Annotated in this window: 22 protein-coding genes and 1 riboswitch; of the genes, 16 read left to right on the forward strand and 6 right to left on the reverse strand. The window is 72.4% G+C overall.

Features of this window, described 5'->3' with window-relative positions:
• Positions 1-78 precede the first annotated feature (78 nt).
• The 4 genes from IO33_RS0117475 (at position 79) to IO33_RS0117490 (ending at position 4,905) form a co-directional block, all read left to right on the forward strand.
• Positions 79-1,473, forward strand: a complete 1,395-nt coding sequence (locus IO33_RS0117475) for a M16 family metallopeptidase (RefSeq protein ID WP_031165768.1) — start codon at positions 79-81, stop codon at positions 1,471-1,473.
• Positions 1,470-2,858: a M16 family metallopeptidase gene (locus tag IO33_RS0117480; protein ID WP_031165773.1), complete on the forward strand. Its 1,389-nt coding sequence runs from the start codon at positions 1,470-1,472 to the stop codon at positions 2,856-2,858. The genes IO33_RS0117475 and IO33_RS0117480 overlap by 4 nt, the downstream gene beginning before the upstream one ends.
• A 245-nt stretch (positions 2,859-3,103) precedes the next feature.
• Positions 3,104-3,267: riboswitch (cyclic di-AMP (ydaO/yuaA leader) on the forward strand.
• A gap of 12 nt (positions 3,268-3,279) precedes the next feature.
• Positions 3,280-4,023 (forward strand): M23 family metallopeptidase, encoded by a 744-nt coding sequence (locus IO33_RS0117485; RefSeq protein ID WP_031165774.1) that lies wholly within the window; start codon positions 3,280-3,282, stop codon positions 4,021-4,023.
• Positions 4,024-4,218: 195 nt separating this feature from the next.
• A complete protein-coding gene (locus IO33_RS0117490) occupies positions 4,219-4,905 on the forward strand; it encodes a GntR family transcriptional regulator (RefSeq protein WP_031165775.1) in 687 nt (228 codons plus the stop codon).
• Between the two features lie 139 nt (positions 4,906-5,044).
• Here the strand turns inward: IO33_RS0117490 and IO33_RS0117495 are convergent, their stop codons facing one another.
• Positions 5,045-5,326, reverse strand: a complete 282-nt coding sequence (locus tag IO33_RS0117495; protein WP_003993478.1) for an HPr family phosphocarrier protein — start codon at positions 5,324-5,326, stop codon at positions 5,045-5,047.
• Between the two features lie 177 nt (positions 5,327-5,503).
• On the opposite strand from IO33_RS0117495, the gene IO33_RS0117500 reads away from it, so the two are divergent.
• The 5 genes from IO33_RS0117500 (at position 5,504) to IO33_RS0117520 (ending at position 11,293) form a co-directional block, all read left to right on the forward strand.
• On the forward strand, positions 5,504-8,371 hold the full coding sequence (locus IO33_RS0117500; RefSeq protein WP_031165777.1) for a bifunctional acetate--CoA ligase family protein/GNAT family N-acetyltransferase: 2,868 nt from the start codon (positions 5,504-5,506) through the stop codon (positions 8,369-8,371).
• A 24-nt stretch (positions 8,372-8,395) separates the two neighbouring features.
• Positions 8,396-8,629 (forward strand): hypothetical protein, encoded by a 234-nt coding sequence (locus IO33_RS52540; RefSeq protein WP_245235830.1) that lies wholly within the window; start codon positions 8,396-8,398, stop codon positions 8,627-8,629.
• 183 nt (positions 8,630-8,812) lie between these two features.
• Positions 8,813-9,409 (forward strand): DUF5998 family protein, encoded by a 597-nt coding sequence (locus tag IO33_RS0117510; RefSeq protein ID WP_031165779.1) that lies wholly within the window; start codon positions 8,813-8,815, stop codon positions 9,407-9,409.
• Positions 9,409-10,599 (forward strand): alkaline phosphatase family protein, encoded by a 1,191-nt coding sequence (locus IO33_RS0117515; protein WP_031165782.1) that lies wholly within the window; start codon positions 9,409-9,411, stop codon positions 10,597-10,599. The genes IO33_RS0117510 and IO33_RS0117515 overlap by 1 nt, the downstream gene beginning before the upstream one ends.
• Positions 10,600-10,642: 43 nt before the next feature.
• Positions 10,643-11,293 carry a thymidine kinase gene (locus IO33_RS0117520; protein WP_031165783.1) on the forward strand — a complete coding sequence of 217 codons (651 nt, stop codon included), beginning with the start codon at positions 10,643-10,645 and terminating at the stop codon, positions 11,291-11,293.
• Between the two features lie 594 nt (positions 11,294-11,887).
• On the opposite strand, the gene IO33_RS0117525 is transcribed toward IO33_RS0117520, so the two are convergent.
• Positions 11,888-12,679, reverse strand: coding sequence for a VOC family protein (locus IO33_RS0117525; protein ID WP_031165785.1), 792 nt, complete (start codon positions 12,677-12,679; stop codon positions 11,888-11,890).
• 321 nt (positions 12,680-13,000) lie between these two features.
• On the opposite strand from IO33_RS0117525, the gene IO33_RS0117530 reads away from it, so the two are divergent.
• Complete coding sequence (locus IO33_RS0117530; protein ID WP_031165787.1) at positions 13,001-13,852, forward strand: sulfurtransferase; 852 nt, start codon at positions 13,001-13,003, stop codon at positions 13,850-13,852.
• Between the two features lie 58 nt (positions 13,853-13,910).
• Here the strand turns inward: IO33_RS0117530 and sepH are convergent, their stop codons facing one another.
• Positions 13,911-14,951: a septation protein SepH gene (sepH, locus tag IO33_RS0117535; RefSeq protein ID WP_031165789.1), complete on the reverse strand. Its 1,041-nt coding sequence runs from the start codon at positions 14,949-14,951 to the stop codon at positions 13,911-13,913.
• A 492-nt stretch (positions 14,952-15,443) separates the two neighbouring features.
• Between sepH and IO33_RS49400 the strand changes: the two genes are divergently transcribed.
• A complete protein-coding gene (locus tag IO33_RS49400; protein ID WP_107069332.1) occupies positions 15,444-16,187 on the forward strand; it encodes a hypothetical protein in 744 nt (247 codons plus the stop codon).
• Here IO33_RS49400 and IO33_RS0117545 read toward each other — a convergent pair.
• A complete protein-coding gene (locus IO33_RS0117545) occupies positions 16,111-17,430 on the reverse strand; it encodes a D-arabinono-1,4-lactone oxidase (RefSeq protein WP_031165793.1) in 1,320 nt (439 codons plus the stop codon). The two genes, IO33_RS49400 and IO33_RS0117545, sit on opposite strands and share 77 nt — an antisense overlap.
• Entirely contained in the window at positions 17,390-18,628 is a 1,239-nt protein-coding gene (locus IO33_RS0117550) for an MFS transporter (protein WP_031165795.1), read from the reverse strand. The genes IO33_RS0117545 and IO33_RS0117550 overlap by 41 nt, the downstream gene beginning before the upstream one ends.
• 172 nt (positions 18,629-18,800) lie before the next feature.
• Here IO33_RS0117550 and IO33_RS0117555 point away from each other — a divergent pair, with 172 nt between their 5' ends.
• Positions 18,801-19,928 (forward strand): ferrochelatase, encoded by a 1,128-nt coding sequence (locus IO33_RS0117555; protein WP_031165797.1) that lies wholly within the window; start codon positions 18,801-18,803, stop codon positions 19,926-19,928.
• An 8-nt stretch (positions 19,929-19,936) separates the two neighbouring features.
• The gene (locus IO33_RS0117560) at positions 19,937-20,752 is read left to right on the forward strand and encodes an inositol monophosphatase family protein (RefSeq protein WP_031165800.1); all 816 of its coding nucleotides are present in this window, start codon (positions 19,937-19,939) and stop codon (positions 20,750-20,752) included.
• An 86-nt stretch (positions 20,753-20,838) separates the two neighbouring features.
• On the opposite strand, the gene IO33_RS51220 is transcribed toward IO33_RS0117560, so the two are convergent.
• Positions 20,839-21,012: a hypothetical protein gene (locus IO33_RS51220; RefSeq protein WP_023546087.1), complete on the reverse strand. Its 174-nt coding sequence runs from the start codon at positions 21,010-21,012 to the stop codon at positions 20,839-20,841.
• 416 nt (positions 21,013-21,428) lie between these two features.
• On the opposite strand from IO33_RS51220, the gene IO33_RS0117570 reads away from it, so the two are divergent.
• From IO33_RS0117570 to IO33_RS0117580, 3 genes are all read left to right on the forward strand, one after another.
• Complete coding sequence (locus IO33_RS0117570) at positions 21,429-22,082, forward strand: response regulator transcription factor (protein ID WP_031165802.1); 654 nt, start codon at positions 21,429-21,431, stop codon at positions 22,080-22,082.
• A gap of 6 nt (positions 22,083-22,088) precedes the next feature.
• A complete protein-coding gene (locus IO33_RS0117575; protein WP_031165804.1) occupies positions 22,089-23,345 on the forward strand; it encodes a sensor histidine kinase in 1,257 nt (418 codons plus the stop codon).
• 392 nt (positions 23,346-23,737) lie between these two features.
• The gene (locus IO33_RS0117580) at positions 23,738-24,034 is read left to right on the forward strand and encodes a DUF4193 domain-containing protein (protein ID WP_005481602.1); all 297 of its coding nucleotides are present in this window, start codon (positions 23,738-23,740) and stop codon (positions 24,032-24,034) included.
• Positions 24,035-24,036 lie beyond the last annotated feature (2 nt).

Consider the following 24,036-nt stretch of genomic DNA (forward strand, 5'->3'; position numbering starts at 1 on the left):
GCACGCTTTGCATACAGTGGCAGGAACGGCAGGAAAACCGCGGTTTTCACAACCGCATCCGCTCGCGAAGGGATGTACATGCCCATGGGTCACACGACCACAGCCGAGGCAGGCTCCGGGGGCCTGACAGCGACCGAGCACCGCCTGGCCAACGGTCTGCGCGTGGTGCTTTCCGAGGACCACCTGACCCCGGTGGCGGCGGTCTGCCTCTGGTACGACGTCGGCTCCCGCCACGAAGTCAAGGGGCGTACCGGTCTGGCTCACCTTTTCGAGCACTTGATGTTCCAGGGCTCGGCGCAGGTCAAGGGCAACGGTCACTTCGAGCTGGTGCAGGGCGCCGGCGGCTCGCTCAACGGCACCACCAGCTTCGAGCGCACCAACTACTTCGAGACCATGCCCGCGCACCAGCTGGAGCTCGCCCTCTGGCTGGAGGCCGACCGCATGGGCTCGCTGCTGGCCGCCCTGGACGACGAGTCCATGGAGAACCAGCGGGACGTCGTCAAGAACGAACGCCGCCAGCGCTACGACAACGTCCCCTACGGCACGGCCTTCGAGAAGCTGACCGCCCTGTCGTACCCGCAGGGCCACCCCTACCACCACACGCCGATCGGCTCGATGGCGGACCTGGACGCGGCCACCCTGGAGGACGCCCGCCAGTTCTTCCGCACCTACTACGCGCCGAACAACGCGGTGCTCTCCGTGGTCGGCGACATCGACCCCCAGCAGACCCTGGCCTGGATCGAGCGGTACTTCGGGTCCATCTCGTCCCACGACGGCAAGCCCGCGCCCCGCGACGGCTCCCTGCCGGAGGTCATCGGCGAGCAGAAGCGCGAGGTCCTCGTCGAGGAGGTCCCCGCGCGTGCCCTGATGGCCGCCTACCGGCTGCCGCACGACGGCACGCGCGCGTGCGACGCGGCCGACCTCGCCCTGACGGTCCTCGGCGGCGGCGAGTCCTCCCGCCTGTACAACCGGCTGGTGCGCCGCGACCGTACGGCCGTCGCGGCCGGCTTCGGCCTGCTGCGGCTGGCCGGCGCGCCCTCCATGGGCTGGCTGGACGTGAAGACGTCCGGTGACGTCGAGGTGCCGGTCATCGAGGCCGCCATCGACGAGGAGCTGGCCCGGTTCGCCGCGGAGGGCCCCACGCCCGAGGAGATGGAGCGCGCCCAGGCCCAGTTGGAGCGCGAGTGGCTGGACCGGCTCGGCACGGTCGCCGGCCGCGCCGACGAACTGTGCCGGTACGCCGTCCTGTTCGGCGACCCGCAGCTGGCCCTCACCGCCGTCCAGCGGGTCCTGGAGGTGACCCCCGAGGAGGTCCAGGAGGTCGCCAAGGCCCGTCTGCGCCCCGACAACCGTGCGGTCCTGGTCTACGAACCGAAGTCCCCGGAGGAGGCCCCCGACGCCGACGTCCCCGAGGACCCCGAGCAGGAAGCGACCGTAGAGGCCGGTAACGAGAACGAGGAGACGGCCAAGTGACCGAGCTCGCCACCATGGACTTCCACCCCCAGCCGCAGCCCGGCGAGGCCAAGCCGTGGGCGTTCCCGGCGCCCGGGCGCACTGCGCTCGACAACGGCCTGACCGTGCTGCGCTGCCACCGCCCCGGCCAGCAGGTCGTCGCCGTCGAGGTGCTGCTGGACGCGCCCCTGGACGCCGAGCCGGCGGGCCTGGACGGCGTCGCCACGATCATGGCGCGGGCCTTCTCCGAGGGCACGGACAAGCACTCCGCCGAGGAGTTCGCCGCCGAGCTGGAGCGCGCGGGCGCCACGCTCGACGCGCACGCCGACCACCCCGGCGTCCGGCTCAGCCTGGAGGTCCCGGCCTCCCGCCTGGCCAAGGGCCTCGGCCTGCTCGCCGACGCCCTGCGCGCGCCCGCCTTCGCCGAGAGCGAGGTCGAGCGGCTGGTCCGCAACCGCCTGGACGAGATCCCGCACGAGCTGGCCAACCCCTCCCGCCGGGCCGCGAAGGAACTCTCCAAGGAGCTGTTCCCGGCGACCTCGCGCATGTCACGTCCGCGCCAGGGCACCGAGGAGACCGTCGAGAAGATCGACGCCGCCGCCGTACGCGCCTTCTACGACCGGTACGTACGCCCCGCCACGGCCACGGCCGTCGTGGTCGGCGACCTCACCGGGGTCGACCTGGACGAGCTGCTCGGCGACACCCTGGGCGCCTGGGCCGGCACGCCGGGCGAGCCGCGGCCCGTGCCGCCGGTGACCGCCGACGACACCGGCCGGGTGGTCATCGTGGACCGGCCCGGCGCCGTCCAGACACAGCTCCTCATCGGCCGCGTCGGCTCGGACCGGCACGACCGTGTGTGGCCCGCCCAGGTGCTCGGCACCTACTGCCTCGGCGGCACCCTCACCTCCCGCCTGGACCGCGTCCTGCGCGAGGAGAAGGGCTACACCTACGGCGTGCGCGCCTTCGGGCAGGTCCTCCGGTCCGCACCGGACGGCACGGGCGTCTCGCTGCTCGCCATCAGCGGCTCCGTCGACACCCCCAACACCGGTCCCGCGCTGGAGGACCTGTGGAAGGTGCTGCGCACCCTGGCGGCGGACGGCCTGACCGACGCCGAGCGGGACGTGGCGGTGCAGAACCTCGTGGGAGTGGCGCCGCTGAAGTACGAGACCGCGGCGGCCGTCGCGGCCACGCTGGCCGACCAGGTCGAGCAGCACCTGCCCGACGACTTCCAGGCGACGCTCTATCAGCAGCTGGCCGCGACGGGCACGGTGGAGGCCACGGCGGCCGTCGTGAACGCCTTCCCGGTGGACCGCCTGGTCACCGTCCTCGTCGGTGACGCCGCCCAGATCAAGGCGCCGGTCGAGGCCCTCGGCATCGGCGAAGTGAGCGTGGTGGCGGCCGAGTAGACGGCACCGTCGCAGCGGCGAGGACGACCGAGCCGGCCGCACGCGCGTGGGGGGCCCTGACGACCGACAGGCCGTCAGGGCCCCCGCTGTTCCACTCCCTTCCCCAGATGCCCGATTTGCGGCGGAGGTTGCCTGTCTGGCCTGTGGGATGCGCTACAAAAGCCCGGATCCGTTTGGGGTTGGAAGCGGGCTTCCGTAGCGTCGTGCGGGCTGTTCGTCAGGCAGTACGCCGCACCCGCGGCACCGGACAGCCATCGCCGAGTCCCCGTACGGCGCGAGCCAGGGGAGCCGGGGACCCACCGCAGTCCCTGGGGTGAATCGGACGCCCGCGCCTGAGCGAGGGGGTCCGTAGGAGACCTTCCTGCTCCGAACCCGTCAGCTAACCCGGTAGGCGAGAGGGAAGGAAAGGACCAGCCACTTCATGGCGTTCATGTGCGCCACCGGGAAGCACCGCAAGCCCGGCCGAGTCAAGCGCACCACCGCGCAGGCGGCGGGCATCGCCGCCCTCACCACCACCGGTGTCGTCGGCACCCTCGCGGCGTCCCCGGCGCTCGCCGCCGAGAGCCCCGCCGAGCAGACCGGCCTCACCCCGGTGGTCACCGTCGGCGACGACATCGCCGAGCAGATCGACGCGCAGGCCGCCGCCCAGAAGGAGGCCGCCGAGCAGAAGGCGGCCGAGCAGGCCGCGGCCGAGCGGGCCCAGGAGATCCGCGAGGCCAGGGTCCGCGCCGCGCGGGCGGCCGAGCGCAAGCGCCTGAACGCCTTCGTGCCCCCGATTGCGAACTCCTACGTCTCCACCGGCTACGAGGCCAGCAGCTCCCTGTGGTCCTCCGGCCACCACACCGGCATCGACTTCCACGCGGCCAGCGGCACGCCCGTCCACGCGGTCGGCATCGGCACCGTCGTCTCCACCGGCTGGGGCGGCGCGTACGGCAACCAGATCGTGATCAGGATGGCCGACGGCACGTACACCCAGTACGGCCACCTGTCGTCGATCGGCGTCGCGGTGGGCCAGCAGGTCACCCCGGGCCAGCAGATCGCCCTGTCCGGCGCGACCGGCAACGTCACCGGCCCGCACCTGCACTTCGAGGCCCGTACGAGCCCCGACTACGGCTCGGACGTCGACCCCGTCGCCTATCTCCGCAAGCACGGCGTGAACGTCTGACGCTCTTCTCCCTCCGTGCAGCCCCGGCCCGCACCGGCCGGGGCTTTCGCCTTTTCCGGTGCGTCCACCGGCCCGCTGACCAAAAAATATCCATGGATTCCGGCCCGCCGTCGGAATTTCCGGCCCATTGGAATAGAGTCACGGAACAACGCGTCCATCGTCGACGTTTCACGGGGATTAAGGCGGAGGTCGGTCATGCGTATTCCGGCGCACTCGGTGTGCACGGCGATCCGGGACGACATCGTCGCCGGTGTCTACAAGCGCGGCGGCCGCCTCACCGAGGAAGTCCTGGCCCGCCGTTACGGCGTCTCCCGCGTCCCCGTCCGCGAGGCCCTGCGCACCCTGGAGGCCGAGGGCTTCGTGGTGACCCGCCGGCACGCGGGCGCGTGCGTGGCCGAGCCGACCGAGCAGGAGGCCGCCGACCTGCTGGAGATGCGCCTGCTCCTGGAGCCGCTCGGGGCCGCCCGGGCCGCCCAGCGTCGTACGGAGGCCCATCTGAAGGTGCTGCGCGGCCTGGTCAGGATCGGCCAGGAGCGCGCCAGGCGGGGCCACAGCGACGATCTGCGCTCACTGGGCGGCTGGTTCCACGAGACGCTCGCCCAGGCCTCCGGCAGCCCCTCGCTGACCACGATGCTCACCCAGCTGCGGCACAAGATCGCCTGGATGTACGCGGTGGAAGCGTCGCCGAGCCCGACGGAGTCCTGGGCGGAGCACGGCGCCATCGTGGACGCGGTCGCGCGCGGCGACGGCGAGCGCGCGCGGGCGGTCACGGCGCTGCACGCCGAGCGCGCGGCGGCGGCGCACCGACTCCGTTTTCCCGGGGACGCCGGGCGTGTGAGGACCTCGCAACACGCCGTAAACATGTCGATCCCTCGGCATTAACACGGGCGCCGTATACAAAGAAGAGCGTATTCGTGGGGCGCGTATTTCCGCTGCCCTTTTCCTGTGTGCCGTGAATTCATGTCCGTAAAAGGCGGAAGCCGCGCCACCCGGAAAGGGCGGCGCGGCTCCCTCGTCTCACTCAGACGGTCTCGGGCAGCTCCTCAAGACCCTCGGAGACCAGCTTGGCCAGACGGTCCAGGGCGGCGTCCGCGCCCTCGGCGTCGGAGGCGAGGACGATCTCCTCGCCGCCCTGGGCGCCCAGGCCCAGGACGGCCAGCATGGAGGCCGCGTTGACGGGGTTGCCGTCAGCCTTGGCGATCGTCACCGGGACGCCTGCGGCCGTGGCGGCTCGGACGAAGATGGAAGCGGGGCGGGCGTGGAGGCCCTCGGCCCAGCCGACGTTGACGCGGCGCTCAGCCATGTGTTGCTGCCCTTCAGTCTTCAGGGTTGTCTAGACCAGTTTCCCATATCGTGAAGCGTGCCCGGAGCGGACCTTCGTCCTGCCCGGTGTGTCGTCGGACCGCGGCCTCGATCCGACGTGTCGTCCTCCACAGACTGCCCCGCGCCGCTGTCGTACGCGAGCCGTACTCTGGGGCCCATGCAGACCTCGGCGGACCGGCAGGACCGGCACCAGTACCCCGCCCACTGGGAGGCGGACGTGGTGCTGCGCGACGGGGGTACCGCGCGCATCCGGCCCATCACCGTTGATGACGCCGACCGCCTGGTCAGCTTCTACGAGCAGGTCTCGGACGAGTCGAAGTACTACCGCTTCTTCGCGCCGTACCCCCGACTCTCCGCCAAGGACGTCCACCGCTTCACGCACCACGACTTTGTGGACCGGGTGGGACTCGCGGCCACCATCGGCGGCGAGTTCATCGCCACCGTACGCTACGACCGCATCGGCGCCGACGGTATGCCCGCCTCCGCGCCTGCCGACGAGGCCGAGGTCGCCTTCCTCGTGCAGGACGCCCACCAGGGCCGCGGGGTCGCCTCCGCCCTGCTGGAGCACATCGCGGCCGTCGCCCGTGAGCGCGACATCCGCCGCTTCGCCGCCGAGGTGCTCCCCGCCAACACCAAGATGATCAAGGTGTTCACGGACGCCGGCTACACACAGAAGCGCAGCTTCGAGGACGGCGTCGTCCGCATGGAGTTCGACCTCGAACCCACCGACCGTTCCGTCGCCGTCCAGCGCGCGCGGGAGCAGCGCGCCGAGGCCCGCTCGGTACGGCGGCTGCTGGCGCCCGGCTCCGTGGCCGTCGTCGGCGTCGGCCGCGCCCCCGGCGGAGTCGGCCGCAGCGTCCTCGGCAACATCCGCGACGCCGGCTACGGCGGCCGGCTGCACGCAGTGAACAAGGCCTTCCCGCAGGACCTCAAGGAGGTCGAGGGGGTGCCGGCGCACCACTCCGTGCGGGACATCGACGGGCCGGTGGACCTCGCCGTCGTCGCCGTACCGGCCGAGCACGTGCCCGCGGTGGTCGCCGAGTGCGGGGAACACGGGGTGCAGGGGCTCGTCGTGCTCTCCGCCGGGTACGCCGAGAGCGGGCCCGAGGGGCGTGAGCGGCAGCGGGCACTCGTGCGGCAGGCGCGCGCGTACGGCATGCGGATCATCGGCCCGAACGCCTTCGGGATCATCAACACCGCAGCGGACGTCCGGCTGAACGCCTCCCTGGCCCCGGAGATGCCCCGGACCGGCCGCATCGGCATGTTCGCCCAGTCCGGCGCCATCGGCATCGCCCTGCTGTCCCGGCTGCACCGGCGCGGGGGAGGAGTCACCGGGGTCACGGGCGTGTCCACCTTCGTGTCCGCCGGCAACCGCGCGGACGTCTCCGGCAACGACGTCCTCCAGTACTGGTACGACGACCCCGAGACCGACGTCGCCCTCATGTACCTGGAGTCCATCGGCAACCCGCGCAAGTTCACACGCCTCGCGCGGCGCACCGCGGCGGCGAAGCCGCTGGTCGTGGTGCAGGGCGTCGGCTCCGCGCCGCAGGGGCACGCGGTGCGGGCCACCCGGCTGCCGCAGGCCACGGTCTCCGCGCTGCTGCGGCAGGCCGGGGTGCTCCGGGTCGACACCATCACCGAGCTGGTCGACGCGGGGCTGCTCCTCGCCCGCCAGCCGCTGCCCATGGGGCCCAGGGTGGCGATCCTGGGGAACTCCGAGTCGCTGGGGGCGCTGACGTACGACCGCTGTCTCGCCGAGGGGCTGCGGCCGTCGCGTCCGGTGGATCTGACGACGGGGGCGACGGCGGAGGACTTCCACCGGGCGCTGACGCGGGCGCTGGCCGACGACACCGACGACGCCGTTGTCGTGACGGCGATCCCCGCCATCGGGGAGGCGTCACCGGGGGACGCGGAGCTGGCGGAGGCGTTGCGGTCGGCCGCGGCTGCCCTGCCGGGGAAGCCGGTGCTGGTGGTGCACGTGGAGCTCGGGGGGCTCGCGGAGGCGTTGTCGGCCGCGGCCAGTACCGCACCCCAGGCCGTCGACAGGACATCCGGTGCTGAGGGCGGCGCCCACCGGGGGGACCCCCACCACCCTGCGGAGCGCCTGCCCGCCGCCGGCGCGGAAGGGCCGCCCTCGCTGCCTGCCGCCCCTCCCGAAGGCACCCACCTCATCCCGGCCTACCCCGCCGCCGAACGCGCCGTGCGGGCCCTGGCCGAGGCCGTCAGGTACGGGCAGTGGCGGCGGGAGGCCTTGGACCCGGGGAAGGTGCCCGAGTACGACGACATCGACGAGAAGGGTGCCGCACGGCTGATCGGTGAGCTGCTCGCCCGCGGGGAGGGGCTCACGCTCTCGGACGCGGCGACCTGCGAACTGCTCGGCAGGTACGGCATCCACGTGCGGCGCGCGCTGCCCGCCCCCACCCCCGACGCCGCCGCCGAAGCCGCCCGCACCCTCGGCTACCCGGTGGCCCTCAAGGCCACCGCCCCGCACCTCAGGCACCGCGCTGACCTGGGCGGCGTCCGCCTCGACCTCGCGGACGAGGAGCAACTGCGCCGGGCGTACGCCGAGTTGACCGGGCTGTTCGGCAAGCCGGAGGAGCTGCGGCCGGTCGTGCAGGGCATGGCGCCGCGCGGCGTGGACACCGTCGTACGGGCCGTGATCGACCCGGCGGCCGGGGCCGTGCTGTCCTTCGGGCTCGCCGGGGCCGCCTCGCAGCTGCTCGGGGACATGGCACACCGGCTGGTCCCGGTCACCGACCGCGAGGCGACCTCGCTGGTGCGGTCGATCCGTACGGCGCCGCTGCTGTTCGGCTGGCGCGGCTCCACGCCCGTCGACACCCCGGCGCTGGAGGAACTGCTGCTGCGGGTGTCCCGGCTCGTCGACGACCACCCGGAGGTGGTCGCCGTCACCCTGGAGCCCGTCGTCGTCGCGCCGCACGGCGTGAGCGCCCTCGGCGCCACGGTACGGCTCGCGCCCCCGCCCGCCCGCGACGACCTCGGCCCGCGCACGATGCCCGCCTACTGAGCAGGAGAGCGGGAGGGGGGACAGATGGAGATCGCCGGCCGGCGGCTGCCCGAGGGCAACCGGTGGGGCCGGGAGGTGCTCGGCCGGGACGCCGGGCGGCCGTGGCCGGCCGCCGGGTACGACCTCGCGTACGACCACGGCCTGGAGGCCGATTTCGTCGCCCCCCGCCTGGGTCTCCTGCCCGCCCGCCTTCCAGGATCCCGTCTTCCGCGCGCCCACGGCGAAGGAGGCCGCTTGCCTGGCACGGACCCTCGGTGAGACACCGCGGCTCGTCGTCGCCTTCGAGGCGGACGCCGGCGGCCCGGAACCCGTCCTCCCGCCTGGCCGCCGCCGAGCCGCTGGACATCCGCCCGGGACCCGTCCCGAGGCCCACGCGCGCGCGTGCGCAGGCCTCCCCGGCTCTGCGCGACTGGCCCGGACCGCCCTTGCCCACGGATTAAGATGGACGCCATGGCCAAGACCAGTACGACGACCCAGGGGCTGCGCGCGGCGATCGAGCGCAGCGGCTACTACCCGGCCCTCGTGGCCGAGGCGGTGGAGGCCGCTGTGGGCGGCGAGCCCATCCGGTCGTACCTGGTCCACCAGGAGACGACGTTCGACCAGAACGAGGTCCGCCGGCATGTCACGGTGCTGGTCCTCACGGATCACCGCTTCATCGTGAGTCACACCGACGAGCAGGCCGCCGACAGCACCTCCCCGACGCCCTACGCCACCACCTCCACCGAGTCCGTGAAGATCGGCCGGATCTCCTCCGTCGTGGTCAGCCGGGTGGTCGCGAACCCGGAGCAGTACACACCGGGCACGCTGCCCCGCGAGGTCGTACTGACCATCGGCTGGGGTGCGGTCAGCCGCATCGACCTGGAGCCCGCCGCCTGCGGCGACCCCAACTGCGACGCCGACCACGGCTACACGGGCAGCTCCACGGCGGACGACCTCAGCCTGCGCGTCAGCGAGGCCGGGGACGGCCCGGAGACGGTGCGCCAGGCGCTCGTCTTCGCGCAGGCCATCTCGGAGGCGACCGCGGACACCGCGCGCTGATGTCCCAGCTCTCCGCATGGGACCACCCGGAACCCCTCGCCCTGGACACCGCGCCACTGCCCGAGTACGGCACCGGCTCCCTCGCCGATCTGCTGCCCACCCTCGCCGCGGGAATGGGCGTCCCCGGTCTGACCGCGACGATCGAGGAGCTGACCGCCGCCGACCGGGTCTGCGTCCTGCTGATCGACGGTCTCGGCTGGGAGCAGCTGCGGGCGCACTCCGCCGAGGCGCCCTTCCTGACCTCGCTGCTCGGCACCTCGCGCGGCGGCACCGGCCGCCCGCTCACCGCCGGCTACCCGGCGACCACCGCCACCTCCCTCGCCTCCGTCGGCACGGGCCTGCCGCCCGGCGCCCACGGCCTGCCCGGCTACACGGTCCGCAACCCGGCCACCGGTGAGCTGATGAACCAGCTCCGCTGGCAGCCGTACACCGACCCGCGTCCGTGGCAGCCGTACCCGACCGTCTTCCAGCTGGCCCACGAGGCCGGTGTGCACGCCGCGCAGGTCACCTCGCCCGCCTTCGAGCACACCCCGCTCACCAAGGTCGCGCTCAGCGGCGGCAGGTTCCACGGCCGGCTGAGCGGCGAGGAGCGCATGGACCTCGCGGCCGAGCAACTGGCCGCCGGAGACCGCTCGTTGGTCTACACGTACTACTCCGAGCTGGACGGCGCCGGTCACCGCTACGGCGTCGCCTCCGACACCTGGCGCGGCCAGCTGATGTACGTCGACCGGCTCGCCCAGCGCCTCGCCGAGCAACTGCCGCCGCGCACCGCGCTCTACGTCACCGCCGACCACGGCATGGTCGACGTCCCGTTCGACGACGAGCACCGCCTCGACTTCGACACGGACTGGGAGCTGCGCGCCGGGGTCGCCCTGCTGGGCGGCGAGGGCCGGGCACGGCACGTGTACGCGGTGCCGGGCGCCCAGAACGACGTACTGACCGTCTGGCGCGAGGTGCTCGGCGAGCAGTTCTGGGTGGCCTCGCGGGACGAGGCGATCGCGGCGGGCTGGTTCGGGCCGCACATCGACGAGCGGGTGTACCCGCGGCTCGGGGACGTGATCGCGGCCGCGCACGACGACGTCCTGATCATCGCGTCCGAACGGGAGCCGAAGGAGTCGGCGCTGGTCGGCAACCACGGTTCGATGACGCCCGCCGAGCAGCTGGTGCCGCTGCTCGAAGTACGCTCCTGACGCCTCCCCCTGTGACTACTCGCCGAAAGGTGTGCAACTCCTCATGCCCGAGCTGGTGTTCTTCTCCGGAACGATGGACTGCGGGAAGTCGACGCTGGCTCTGCAGATCGAGCACAACCGCTCCGCGCGCGGCCTCGTCGGCATGATCTTCACCCGGAACGACCGCGCGGGCGAGGGCAAGCTGTCCTCCCGGCTCGGCCTGGTCACCGACGCGGTGGAGGTCGCCGACGACCAGGATCTGTACGCCTATCTCGTGGACCACCTCTCGCAGGGCCGCCGCGCCGACTACGTGATCGCGGACGAGGCGCAGTTCCTCGCGCCCGGGCAGATCGACCAGCTCGCGCGCGTGGTGGACGACCTCGGCCTCGATGTGTACGCCTTCGGTATCACCACCGACTTCCGCTCCAAGCTCTTCCCCGGCTCGCAGCGGCTGGTGGAGCTGGCGGACCGCATCGAGGTGCTCCAGGTGGAGGCGCTGTGCTGGTGCGGCGCCCGGGCCACGCACAACGCCCGCACGATAGGCGGCGAGATGGTGGTCGAGGGCGCCCAGGTGGTCGTCGGCGACGTCAACCAGGCGGCGGGCGAGGTCGGCTACGAGGTGCTGTGCCGCCGCCACCACCGGCGCCGGATGACAGCCGCCTCGGCTCGCGCGGCGGCCCTGTCCCCGGACGTCCTCCCGGTCTCCCCGGTCTGACCCCTCCCGAGCCCCTCCGGGCCGTCCCCGGCCCGCCGGTGGCCCGGTCGGGCGCCGGCAACGCCCCGAGCCCGGCTGGCATCGTCCCGCACGCCAGTGGCCAGGCCGGGCGCCGGCAGCGCCCTGAGCCCTCCCCGGCCCGTTGCCGCCACTGTCTGAGCCGGCCCGGGCACCGGCACGTCCCGAGCCAGGCGCGGCACCGTCCCCCGTACGTCGTAGCCGGGCCGGGCACCGGGAACGTCCTGATCCCTTTCCCACCCGTCGCCGCCACTGTCTGAGCCGGCCCAGCACCCGCACGTCCCTAGCCGGCCCGGGCGCCATCCGCTCACGCCCGTGGCCAGGCTGGGCAGCGGCACGTCCTGAGCCGCCCACTACCGGCACGTCCGGAGCCGGCCCGGCACCTCCACGTCCCGAGCCGGCCCAGGCGCCGCCCTCGTACGTCCCGAGCCGGCTCAGGTGCCGTCCGGTGCACCCCTGAGCCGGTCCTGCGCTCTCCCTGACCGGGCCGGATCCGGCTGCGGGGGCACGGGGCGCCCTGCAGCGCCCTGCCCCCGAGGGAGCTGCCGCGCGCGCGGCCCCGTGCGTGCGCTCGGCTCAGTGCGGGTTCTGGACCACCGAGAACTCCGCGCCCTCAGGGTCCGCCACCGTGGCCACCCGGCCGTGCGGGCTGTCGTGCGGCGGCCTGATGACCCGGCCGCCGAGGTCCGCGACCTGACGCGTCGTCGCGTCGGTGTCGGCGACCTCGAAGTACGTCTGCCAGTGCGGTCCGCGATCGCGGGGCAGGGCGTGTCCCACGCCGTGCAGACCGGCCACCGGACGGCCGGCGAGGTGCAGGGTGACGTAGTCGAAGTCGGCCGACACCACCGCCTCCTGCTCGTACCCGAACACGGTCGCGTAGAACTTGGCGACGCTCTCGGTCTCGAAGGTCACCAGCTCGTTCCACGCGGGCGTCCCGGGCACGCCGGTGAGCGTGGTGCCCAGGTGCGCCGACCCCTGCCAGATGCCGAACACCGCCCCGGAGGGATCCGCGGCGATGGCCATCCGTCCGGCCTCGGCGGCGTCCAGCGGGCCCACCCCCACCGTGCCGCCGCACTCCCGTACCGTGTCGGCCGTCTGGTCCACGTCGTCCGAGGCGAGGTACGGCGTCCAGGCGATCGGCAGCCGGCGGTCCGGGGGCAGCTGGCCCATGCCCGCCACCTCGTGCCCGTCCAGCAGCGCCCGCACATACGGGCCGAGCTGCTGCGGACCCGGCTCGAACTCCCAGCCGAACAGCTCACCGTAGAACTCCTCGGTGGCGGTCAGCCCGTGCGCCATCAGGCTCACCCAGCAGGGTGTGCCGGGCGCGCGCCGCGCGTGCGGGCCGGCCGGCTCCCGTGCCTCGGTCATCGATCACTCTCTCCCCGGCCCCTCGCGGTGGCCGTGTCGCTTCCGCTCCCCGGAAGGGGTGTCCACGCCGGCGGCGGGTACGCCCGTGCCGGTGCCCGCATCCTCCACGGCGCCGCCTGCGTTACCGCGCAGCCGCCCGGCGATACCTCCGGGAGGATGCCCGATCTGCCGTCTTCCGCCGCTTCCTGACGATGGCCGGCGGGTGTCCGTCGGCTGTACAGCACGTGCTCGATCCCGTACGCCTCGTGATCGAGCGTGTCCGGCCGAGCAGAGTAGCCGGACCTGGACGCCGCGGCCACCCCTGGCGTAAGGATGGACGCCATGACAGCCATCATCACCGCAACCGATCTCGCACACGAGCTGGCCGGGGACCGCCCGCCGCTGCTGCTGGACGTGCGCTGGCAGCTGAGCCTGGCCAAGGCGGCGGGCGCGCCTGCCTTCGACGGGCGGGCCGAGTACGCCGCCGGTCACATCCCCGGCGCGGTCTTCGTCGACCTGGACCGCGAACTGGCCGCAGCGCCCGGGGAACAGGGCCGGCATCCGCTGCCGGACCTCACGGAGTTCGGTGCCGCGATGCGCCGTGCGGGTGTGTCGGCCACCCGCCCGGTCGTCGTCTACGACGGCGGGCAGGGCTGGGCGGCGGCGCGCGCCTGGTGGCTGCTGCGCTGGACGGGTCACCCGGACGTGCGGGTCCTGGACGGCGGCTTGGCGGCCTGGCAGGGCGAGTTGTCCACGCGGGCGCCGGAGCCGGCCGAGGGCGACTTCCGGCCGGCTCCGGCCGCCGCGGGGCTGCTGGACGCGGACGGGGCCGCGGCCCTGGCCCGCGCGGGCGTGCTGCTGGACGCGCGCGCGGGGGAGCGGTACCGCGGGGAGGTGGAGCCGGTCGACCGGGTCGGCGGGCACATCCCGGGCGCGGTGTCGGCGCCGACGACGGAGAACGTGGGCCCTGACGGCCGTTTCCTGCCCGCGGTGGAGCTGAGGGACCGCTTCAAGGCCCTGGGTGTCTCCGCGGACGCCGAGGTGGGCGTGTACTGCGGTTCGGGCGTCTCCGGCGCCCACGAGGTGCTCGCCCTCGCGGTGGCCGGTATTCCGGCGGCCCTGTACGTCGGTTCGTGGTCCGAGTGGTCCTCGGACCCGTCCCGGCCGGTGGCCGTGGGCGCGGATCCGCAGTAGCGGCAGCCGGAAGGGCGGTGGCACGCGCGCGTGCCACCGCCCTTCCCGAACGGCCTGCCTACTCCTGCTTCTTGCGGCGCGTGCCGAACACGATCTCGTCCCAGCTCGGCACGGCGGCACGGCGGCCGGGGCGAACGCCGTCGGCCTCGGCCTGCCGGTCGGTCGCGCCGGTGAGGCGGTCGCGATGGCTGCCGACGGAGCGCGGCATGAGAACGTCCGCGTAGGCCGAGCCGGCCGAGGCGGCGGGGGCCGGCGGCTCCTCCGCGTCCGGTTCGTCGGTGGGCTCCTCCGGCGTCTCCGCCGGGCGCTCCGGGACCACCAGGTCGCCCCGGAAGCTCGGTACGGCCTCCAGCAGGCTGGTCAGCGAGTCGCGTTCGCCCGTGTTCTCCTCGGCGGCCTCGGACGGCTGCGCGGGCAGGCCGGGCCGCTCCCGCTCGCTCCGGTCGAGCGCGCGGTCCATCGAACGCTCGCGCGGCAGCCGGGCGATGCGCGGGACGAACGGGAAGCTCGGCTCGGGCACGGCGAGGTCGTCGGACTCGCCGATGAGCGAGCGGGCCTCGTCGTCCACGGCCTGTACGAGCCGCCGGGGCGGGTCGTAGGTCCAGCTCGCCGAGTGCGGTTCGCCGGCGACCAGGTAGACCAGGAGGACCTCCCAGGTGCCGTCGTCGCGGCGCCAGGAGTCCCACTGCACGCTGTCCTTCTCGGCGCCGCGCAGCAGCAGCCGCTCCTGCACGGCCTCGCCGAGCAGCGGTCCGGAGTTCTCGCCGGGCCGGCGGACCGGGGTCTTGCGGGCACGCTCCGCCATGAAGGCGCGCTCGGCCAGCACGGGTCCCTCGAACCGCCGTACGCGGTCGACGGGGATGCCGGCGAGCTGGGCGACTTCTTCCGCGGTGGCCCCGGCGCGTATACGCGCCTGGATGTCACGCGGGCGCAGATGGCTCTCGACCTCGATCTCGATCTGGCCGAGACGCGGCCGGTCGCCGCGCACGGCGGCGCGGAGCCGTTCGTCGATCGGAAGCGTGTACTCCGTGGAGTCGGCAGCTTTGAGCACCAGCCGTGTGCCGTCATTCGAGACGGCCACGACACGCAGTTCGGGCATGGGGACCTCCCGGGTGGTGCCTGCCGACGTCACGTGCGTCGCTGCTTCCGCTAGTCGAGTGTGGCCTGCCCGGGTGCAGCCTGCCACAACCTTGCCGAGTTGCCCGGCGTGTCGGGCACGGACCCTGGGGCGCCGTTATGGCACGGTTACCTGTTCGCAACGCTAAGTGACCAAGCTCGTCACCCTGTGCAACTAGCCCCCCTCCCGGCGGTCCTGCAAGGCCGCGGACACCCTGGTGGGAGACCGGGCCCAGGGCTCGCAACAGTACTCCATTTGGACCATGTGCGTGGATGGGCGCGCCGCCCAACTTCTCGCAAGGCTTGCGACTTGGCCCTTGGCAACCGGTTTTACCGATCATGAACGTGGCGAACTTCACGCAATCACCAGAAACGGAACTATTGGTTTCGTCTGTACGTCCCTCACTCGTGCAGTCGGTCGGTCAATGTCATCAAGTACGCCGTCAAGTACGAGAAGGGCAGGCAAGTTCCGGGTATGCGTGAAACGCCCGATGCGGGTCGCAAACGGATCGACCTGAGCGTCCCCCAGGTCGCGGGCAGTGCCCTGGCGGCGGTGGTGGCGGCCAAACTGGCGTCGTACGCCGGGGTGTACGGCACGATCCTCGGCGCGGGAGTCGTCAGCGTGGTCGCCACCTGTGGAGGCACGCTGTTCCAGCACTTCTTCAAGCGGACCGGGGAGCAGCTGCGCGAGGCGACGGCCGTGGCCCGCCCCGGTGAGCAGGCGCCACCGGCTCCGGACGGGTTCACCGAGGGCACTCTCCACCGCGCGCGGGTGCGGGGCCGGCGGCGGCCGGTGGTCGCGGCCGCCGTCGTGTTCGGTGTGACCATGGCCGGCATCACGACGTACGAACTGGTCTCGGGCACCAGTTTCAGTGGTGGCGGGGGGACGACGGTGAGCGACGCCGTCACCGGCCGGGGCTCGTCCTCCGCCACGACCGACTCCCCCGCCACCTCCGATTCCCCCTCCGCGACCGACGAGGCGCCGGCCCCATCCGGTGCGCCGTCCCGACCGCACGCGCCCGATGCCGGCGGTGGTACGGCCCCCAGCGCGACCCCGACGCCCGGCGGCTCCCCGGGCGGTGAGCCGAGTGACGGTCCGAGCCCGTCTGCGACCCCCACGCCCAGTGGGTCCACCGCGACGCCTACGACCCCAGAACCCTCCGCAAGTAGTCGTTCTGGAACAGCCGTTCCGGGTCAAGGCGGTCCCTCAGCGCGGTGAACTCACCGAAGCGCGGGTAGACGCGCGCGAAGTACTCGGCGTCCCGCGTGTGCACCTTGCCCCAGTGCGGCCGGCCCTCGTGCGCGGTGAAGATCCGCTCGGCCGCGGTGAAGTACGCCTGGTACGGCGTCCCCCGGAACATGTGGACGGCGACGTAGGCGCTGTCCCGGCCGGACGCGGTGGACAGGGTGATGTCGTCGGCCGGGGCGGTGCGCACCTCGACGGGGAAGCTGACGCGCAGCCCCGAACGCTCGACCATGGCCTTCAGCTCGCGCAGCGTCTCCACCAGGGCCGCGCGCGGGACGGCGTACTCCATCTCCACGAAGCGCACCCGGCGCGGCGAGGTGAAGACCTTGTAGGGGATGTCCGTGTACGTCCGCGCGGACAGGGCCTTGCTGGAGATCCGCGCGATGGCCGGGACGGTGGCGGGGGCGGCGCGGCCGACCCACTGGGCCACCTGGAAGACCCCGTTGGAGAGGAACTCGTCCTCGAACCAGCCGGCCAGCTGCCCCACGGGCTGTTCGGGGCCGGCGCTGCGGTTGTTCCGCTTGGTGTTGGTGCTGTCGGTGTGCGGGAACCAGTAGAACTCGAAGTGCTCGTTCTCCGCCCACAGTTGATCGAATTCTGCGAGGACCCGCTCGAACGGCATCGGTTCCTCGCGCGCGGTGAGCAGGAACAGCGGCTCCACGGCGAAGGTGATCGCGGTGATGACGCCGAGGGCGCCGAGGCCCGTCCGGGCGGCCGCGAAGACCTCCGGGTTCTCCTTCTCGGAGCAGGTGAGCACCGACCCGTCCGCCGTGACGAGTTCGAGCCCCTTGATCTGCGCGGAGATGGAACCGGACTCACGGCCCGTGCCGTGCGTGCCGGTGCTGGTGGCCCCGGAGACGGTCTGCTCCATGATGTCGCCCATGTTGGCCAGCGACAGGCCCTCGCGCGCCAGGGCCGCGTTGAGTCTCTTGAGCGGGGTGCCGGCCTCCACCGTGACCGTCATGGACGACCGGTCGATGGTGCGGATCCCGGTCAACAGTTGAGGGCGGATCAACACTCCGTCGGTGGCCGCGATCGAGGTGAAGGAATGGCCGGTCCCGACCGCCTTCACCTTCAGGCCGTCCTCGGCCGCCCGGCGCACCGCCGCGGCCAGCTCCTCCACCGAGGCCGGCGCGACCTGCCGGGCAGGCCGGGCGGAGACGTTGCCGCCCCAGTTACGCCAGGTGCCGTTCTTCCCGCTCGCTGTGCTGCTCAACGGTGCCTCCCCGACCCGCGGCCGGCCTGCGCAGCCGGCGGTACCCCAGGAAACCGACCGCGACCGCGACGGCCCCGGACACGGCCGGAACCCCGTACCCGGCCCGCGCCCCGGCTGCGTCGATCACCCAGCCGGCCACGGAGGAGCCGAGCGCGACCCCGACCGCGAGGCCGGTGCTCACCCAGGTCATGCCCTCGGTGAGCTGCGCGCGAGGTACGTGCTCTTCGATGAGGGACATCGTCGTGATCATCGTCGGTGCGATGGACAGCCCCGCAACGAACAGCGCCACGGCCAGAAGCGGCAGGTTTCCGACCAGTAGGAGGGGGATCATACTCACGGCCATCCCCGTCACGCCCAGCAACCAGCGACGTTCCGGCGCCCCCGCGAACCGCAGCAGCCCGAAGACCACGCCGGCCGCGCAGGAACCGGCCGCGTACAGCGCGAGGACCAGGCTCGCGGCGCCCTTGTGGCCGCGCTCGTCGGCGAAGGCGACGGTGACCACGTCCACGGAGCCGAAGATCGCTCCCGTGGCCGCGAAGGTCGCCACCAGCACCTGCAGCCCGGCCGAGCGCAGGGCCGTACCGCCGCCTTGTCTCTCGCGCGGGTGCGGCTCCGGCTCGGTGGACCGCTGGGCGGTCAGCCAGAAGACCCCGGCGGCCAGGAAGCAGGCGGCCAGCAGCGGCCCGGCCTCCGGGAACCAGGCCGTGGACAGCCCGATGGAGATGATCGGGCCGAAGATGAAGCAGACCTCGTCGACGACCGACTCGAACGAGTAGGCGGTGTGCAGCTGCGGCGTGCCCCGGTACAGGGCCGCCCAGCGGGCCCGGATCATCGCGCCGAGACTCGGCACCGAGCCGATCCCCGCCGCGCACACGAACAGCACCCAGTCCGCCCACCGGAAGTGCGCGGCGAGCAGCAGCCCGGCCGCCGCCGCGAGCGTCACCAGGGTCGCGGGACGCAGCACCCGGCGCTGGCCGTGCTGGTCGACCAGCCGGGAGATCTGCGGCCCGATCACCGCTGCGGACAGCGCGATGGTGGCCGACAGCGCGCCCGCGAGCCCGTACCGCCCGGTCAGCTGGGAGATCATCGTGACCACGCCGATGCCCATCATCGACAGCGGCATCCGGCCGAGGAATCCCGCGGCGGAGAACGCCTTGGTGCCGGGCGCGGCGAACAAGGCTCTGTAGGGGCTGGGCACGTGGTCTCCGAAGCGGCTCGGTAAGTCGCGAATGCGGCTGGTACAGCTTACGAGTTAGGTCACCCTAATTGCACCCCGCTCGACCGGGGAAAAAACCGGTATAAACCCCCTGGAACCCGACTCGTCATCCCGCTGTTTCCCGGCTGTCAGCACCGGGTGGCAGGATCGAGACATGCCAGACGCGCTCGATGCCACCCCGTACGACGCCCTGCTCCTGCTCTCCTTCGGCGGTCCCGAAGGCCCGGACGACGTGGTCCCGTTCCTGGAGAACGTCACGCGCGGGCGGGGCATCCCGAAGGAACGCCTGAAGGAAGTCGGGCAGCACTACTTCCAGTTCGGCGGGGTCAGCCCCATCAATGACCAGAACCGCGCCCTGCTGGACGCCCTGCGCAAGGACTTCGCCGACCACGGCCTGGACCTGCCGGTCTACTGGGGCAACCGCAACTGGGCGCCGTACCTCACGGACACCCTGCGGGAGATGGCCGCCGACGGACGCCGCCGCATCCTGGTCCTCGCCACCAGCGCCTACGCCTCCTACTCGGGCTGCCGCCAGTACCGCGAGAACCTCGCCGACGCGCTGGCCACGCTGCAGGCCGAGGGCGTGGAGCTCCCGGAGATCGACAAGCTGCGGCACTACTTCAACCACCCCGGCTTCGTCGAGCCCATGGTCGACGGCGTGCTGCGCGCCCTCGCCGACCTCCCCGAGGACGTCCGCGCCGGCGCCCACATCGCCTTCACCACGCACTCCATCCCCACCTCCGCCGCCGACAGCTCCGGCCCCGTCGAGGCCCACGGCGAGGGCGGGGCGTACGTCGAACAGCACCTGGACGTGGCCCAGCTGATCGCCGACGCCGTCCGCGAGCGCACCGGGATCGACCACCCCTGGCGGCTGGTCTACCAGTCCCGTTCCGGCGCCCCGCACATCCCGTGGCTGGAGCCGGACATCTGCGACCACCTCGAGGAGCGGCACGCGGCGGGCGCCCCGGCCGTCGTCATGGCCCCCATCGGCTTCGTCTCCGACCACATGGAGGTCCTCTACGACCTCGACACCGAGGCCACGGCCAAGGCCGGGGAACTGGGCCTGCCCGTGCGCCGCTCGGCCACGGTGGGCGCCGACCCCCGGTTCGCCGCGGCCGTCCGCGAGCTGATCACCGAACGCGCCGCCGTGGAGCGCGGCCGCCAGGTCACCCCCTGCGCCCTGGGCGCCCTGGGCCCGAGCCACGACGTCTGCCCCGTCGGCTGCTGCCCGGCCCGCGTCCCGCACCCGGCCGCCGCCGGCGCCGACAGTCCCTACGCGTGAGGAGCCCCGTGACCGACGCCCTGCACCGCGAACTGCTTCAGCTGGCCCAGGAGGCCGCCCGCCGGGCCGGAGAGCTGCTGCGGGACGGCCGCCCGGCCGGCCTGGCCGTGGCGAGGACCAAGTCCAGCCCGATCGACGTCGTCACCGAGATGGACATCGCGGCGGAGAAGCTGATCACCGATCTGATCTCCGGCCGGCGTCCCGACGACGGCTTCCTCGGCGAGGAGGGCGCCTCCAGCGAGGGCACCAGCGGCATCCGTTGGGTGATCGACCCGCTCGACGGCACGGTGAACTACCTGTACGGCCTGCCGACCTGGGCGGTGTCCATCGCGGCGGAGCGGGACGGCGAGACGGTCGCCGGGGTCGTCGCGGCTCCGATGCGCGGTGAGACGTACCACGCCGTGCGCGGCGGCGGTGCGTGGGCCACGGGCGCGTGGAAGGGCGAGCGGGCGCTCGCCTGCCGCCCCGCGCCCCCGTTGGACCAGGCGCTGGTTTCCACCGGCTTCAACTACGTCGCCGAGGTCCGCACCCACCAGGCCGAGGTGGCCGGCCGGCTGATCCCGCTGCTGCGGGACATCCGGCGCAGCGGCTCGGCGGCGGTCGACCTGTGCGACGTGGCCTGCGGCCGGCTCGACGGGTACTACGAGCGGGGGCTCAACGCCTGGGACTTCGCGGCGGGTGACCTGATCGCCCAGGAGGCGGGGGCGCTGGTCGGAGGGCGGCCCGGGGAGCGGCCGTCGCGCGATCTGACGGTCGCCGGATCGCCGGGGGTCTTCGAGCCGCTGCAGGTGCTGCTGGAGGAGTTCGGCGCGTGGCACGACTGAGCGGGGGCCGCGCCCGGCGCACCGCATGACGCAAAGGGACCCCGGCGCTGGATTCGCCGGGGTCCCTTCTTGCGCTTTCGGGCCGATCAGACGCGTGACGCGCCGACCTCCACACCGTGTTCGGCGGCGAGGCGTCGCAGGTCGTCGAGCTCTGCCTGCTCCACTTCGACGAGGAAGTCGTCACCCTCGTCACGAGCCCGCGACAGGTCGGACTCGGTCGCCCTTATGCGCTGCAGAAGTCCTGCGGTGAAAGCGTCCATGCTGCGCCCCCTCGTCCTGGGTCGTGGGTCGGTGGCACGGGGGTGTGCCGGTTGGGAAAGAGGCGATCACGTCTCCCACGGGTGCCCAGCACTGCCCTGCCGGGCGGCGACGGTGCCGGACACCCGCGCCCACTCTGCGGCAAGCGGGTCGCGGTGTACCGCATGGTGCTGCGGCACATGCAGAGCGTGATCGCGGGGTGTAAAGCCGTCCTCCCCCCGCTCCCCTGCCCGGAAACCTCAACCGGAGGAGAAAATCTCGTATTCCCGCCCCCGCACGCCGGTCCGTGCGGTCCGCAACCCGCCTTACAGCCGACTTACGGCCGAAAAGGGCAGGATGGAGGTCACACCCCACGAACACCCCTGCCCGCACGTGCCCACGGTGCGCTGTGCGGGCGGACAGAGGAAGGACTTGCGACGTGCGCGTACTCGTCGTCGAGGACGAGCAGCTGCTCGCCGATGCGGTGGCCACCGGACTGCGCCGGGAGGCCATGGCCGTCGACGTCGTGTACGACGGTGCGGCCGCCCTGGAGCGCATCGGCGTCAACGACTACGACGTGGTCGTCCTCGACCGCGACCTCCCGCTCGTGCACGGCGACGACGTCTGCCGCAAGATCGTGGAGCTGGGCATGCCCACGCGCGTGCTCATGCTCACCGCCTCCGGCGACGTCAGCGACCGGGTCGAGGGCCTGGAGATCGGCGCCGACGACTATCTGCCCAAGCCGTTCGCGTTCAGCGAGCTGATCGCGCGCGTGCGCGCCCTCGGCCGCCGTACGAGCGTGCCGCTGCCGCCGGTCCTGGAGCGCGCCGGCATCAAGCTCGACCCCAACCGCCGCGAGGTCTTCCGCGACGGCAAGGAGATCCAGCTCGCGCCCAAGGAGTTCGCGGTGCTGGAGGTGCTCATGCGCAGCGAGGGCGCGGTCGTCTCGGCCGAGCAGCTGCTGGAGAAGGCCTGGGACGAGAACACCGACCCGTTCACCAACGTCGTCCGCGTCACCGTGATGACCCTGCGGCGCAAGCTCGGCGAGCCCCCGGTGATCGTCACCGTCCCCGGCTCCGGCTACCGGATCTGATCCGCCATGGCCGCGACACCCGCACCGCCCCAGGCGCCGCCGAAGCCCACCTGGGACCCCAGGAGGCCGGAGCCCCCGTTCCCGTGGCTGCGCCCGACCATCCGCATACGGCTCACGCTGCTGTACGGCGGCATGTTCCTGATCGCCGGCATCCTGCTGCTGTCGATCATCTACCTGCTGGCCGCGCAGGCGATCAGCACGGGCAATCAGCCGCTGTTCAAGATCGTGAGCGGTACGGACATCAAGGTCTCCAGCGACAACTGCCCGGCGATCACCGCGATCAACTCCAGCTCGGTGCCGCTGCCGGACTTCAACGACGCGATCGCCCACTGCGTGGACCGCCAGCGCCAGGGGGCCCTGGACAACCTGCTCAGCCGCTCCCTGCTGGCCCTGCTGGGCCTCGCCGTGATCGCCTTCGCGTTCGGCTACGCGATGGCCGGCCGCGTGCTGTCCCCGCTCGGCCGGATCACCCGTACCGCCCGTCAGGTGGCCGGATCCGATCTGTCCCGCCGGATCGAGCTGGACGGCCCGGACGACGAGCTGAAGGAGCTGGCGGACACCTTCGACGACATGCTGGAGCGGCTGCAGCGGGCCTTCACCGCCCAGCAGCGCTTCGTCGGCAACGCCTCCCATGAGCTGCGCACCCCGCTCGCGATCAACAGAACGCTGCTGGAGGTCCATCTGTCGGACCCGAACGCCCCGGTGGAGCTGCAGCAGCTCGGCAAGACGCTGCTGGCGACCAACGAGCGCAGCGAACAGCTGGTCGAGGGCCTGTTGCTGCTCGCCCGCAGCGACAACCAGATCGTCGAGCGCAAGCCCGTCGACCTGGCCGAGGTAGCCTCCCAGGCACTGGACCAGGTGCACGCCGAGGCCGACGCCAAGGGCGTGAAGATCCGCGGTGAGCGCAAGCCCGCCGTGGTGCAGGGCAACGGCGTGCTGCTGGAGCGGATCGCGCTGAACCTCGTGCAGAACGCTGTGCGGTACAACATTGCCGAGGGCGGCTGGGTGGAGGTGACCACCGAGGTGGAGCACGGACAGGCGGTGCTGACGGTCGCGAACACCGGGCCGGTGGTGCCGGCGTACGAGATCGACAACCTCTTCGAACCCTTCAGGCGGCTCCGTACGGAGCGCACGGGCAGCGACAAGGGCGTCGGCCTCGGCCTGTCCATCGTGCGGTCCGTGGCCCGGGCGCACGGCGGCCACATCGTGGCGCAGCCGCGTGAGGGCGGTGGTCTGGTGATGCGAGTCACCCTGCCGCTGTGACCAGAACCGACACACGCGGACGATGTTCGCTTTGCGCGGAATTTTCAGGGCGCCCGACGGGGTTCACATTGTGCGATCAGTCACATGGGCGGATTTCCAGCCATGTACGTTCCGTGATCATGAAGGATGGCAGAAAGCCGGGAAAGTCCGGGTTTTCAGGGCTCTTGATCACGGGAAGTACACGGTGAGGCGCCTTTGAGGTGTGACATTCGAACCGTGTACGGTCCTCACCGCCAGCCAAGCCGATCACTCTTGAGGGGTCGGGTTGGGTGTCGATTGAGTAACAGACCTTGATGTGAGGCAAAATCTCCGCCTCAGGTCGGGCACAAGTCCGGCCTCTCACGCGTTACGTGCGCTGGAGACACCGCAGACACCCAGAGGGGGAGAGCGATATGGCAACCGATTACGACACTCCACGCAAGACCGACGACGACGTCGACTCGGACAGCCTTGAAGAGCTGAAGGCCCGGCGGAACGACAAGTCCACTTCCGCGGTGGACGTCGACGAGTTCGAGGCCGCCGAGGGCCTCGAACTGCCCGGCGCCGATCTCTCGAACGAGGAGCTGGCCGTCCGGGTGCTGCCCAAGCAGCAGGACGAGTTCACCTGCATGAGCTGCTTCCTGGTGCATCACCGCAGCCAGCTGGCCCGCGAGAAGAACGGTCAGCCGATCTGCCGCGACTGCGACTGAGG

The organism is Streptomyces durhamensis (assembly GCF_000725475.1).
GTDB classification, from domain to species: domain Bacteria; phylum Actinomycetota; class Actinomycetes; order Streptomycetales; family Streptomycetaceae; genus Streptomyces; species Streptomyces filipinensis.

Excerpts from the sequence above, each read along its gene's own strand:
- sepH (WP_031165789.1), bottom strand. The coding sequence starts at position 14,951 with ATGCCCGAACTGCGTGTCGTGGCCGTCTCGAATGACGGCACACGGCTG.
- IO33_RS0117500 (WP_031165777.1), top strand. The coding sequence starts at position 5,504 with ATGCAGACCTCGGCGGACCGGCAGGACCGGCACCAGTACCCCGCCCAC.
- IO33_RS0117575 (WP_031165804.1), top strand. The coding sequence starts at position 22,089 with ATGGCCGCGACACCCGCACCGCCCCAGGCGCCGCCGAAGCCCACCTGG.
- IO33_RS49400 (WP_107069332.1), top strand. The coding sequence starts at position 15,444 with ATGCGTGAAACGCCCGATGCGGGTCGCAAACGGATCGACCTGAGCGTC.
- IO33_RS0117475 (WP_031165768.1), top strand. The coding sequence starts at position 79 with ATGCCCATGGGTCACACGACCACAGCCGAGGCAGGCTCCGGGGGCCTG.
- IO33_RS51220 (WP_023546087.1), bottom strand. The coding sequence starts at position 21,012 with ATGGACGCTTTCACCGCAGGACTTCTGCAGCGCATAAGGGCGACCGAG.
- IO33_RS0117525 (WP_031165785.1), bottom strand. The coding sequence starts at position 12,679 with ATGACCGAGGCACGGGAGCCGGCCGGCCCGCACGCGCGGCGCGCGCCC.
- IO33_RS0117485 (WP_031165774.1), top strand. The coding sequence starts at position 3,280 with ATGGCGTTCATGTGCGCCACCGGGAAGCACCGCAAGCCCGGCCGAGTC.
- IO33_RS0117555 (WP_031165797.1), top strand. The coding sequence starts at position 18,801 with ATGCCAGACGCGCTCGATGCCACCCCGTACGACGCCCTGCTCCTGCTC.
- IO33_RS0117490 (WP_031165775.1), top strand. The coding sequence starts at position 4,219 with ATGCGTATTCCGGCGCACTCGGTGTGCACGGCGATCCGGGACGACATC.
- IO33_RS52540 (WP_245235830.1), top strand. The coding sequence starts at position 8,396 with ATGGAGATCGCCGGCCGGCGGCTGCCCGAGGGCAACCGGTGGGGCCGG.
- IO33_RS0117520 (WP_031165783.1), top strand. The coding sequence starts at position 10,643 with ATGCCCGAGCTGGTGTTCTTCTCCGGAACGATGGACTGCGGGAAGTCG.
- IO33_RS0117495 (WP_003993478.1), bottom strand. The coding sequence starts at position 5,326 with ATGGCTGAGCGCCGCGTCAACGTCGGCTGGGCCGAGGGCCTCCACGCC.
- IO33_RS0117515 (WP_031165782.1), top strand. The coding sequence starts at position 9,409 with ATGTCCCAGCTCTCCGCATGGGACCACCCGGAACCCCTCGCCCTGGAC.
- IO33_RS0117580 (WP_005481602.1), top strand. The coding sequence starts at position 23,738 with ATGGCAACCGATTACGACACTCCACGCAAGACCGACGACGACGTCGAC.
- IO33_RS0117530 (WP_031165787.1), top strand. The coding sequence starts at position 13,001 with ATGACAGCCATCATCACCGCAACCGATCTCGCACACGAGCTGGCCGGG.
- IO33_RS0117510 (WP_031165779.1), top strand. The coding sequence starts at position 8,813 with ATGGACGCCATGGCCAAGACCAGTACGACGACCCAGGGGCTGCGCGCG.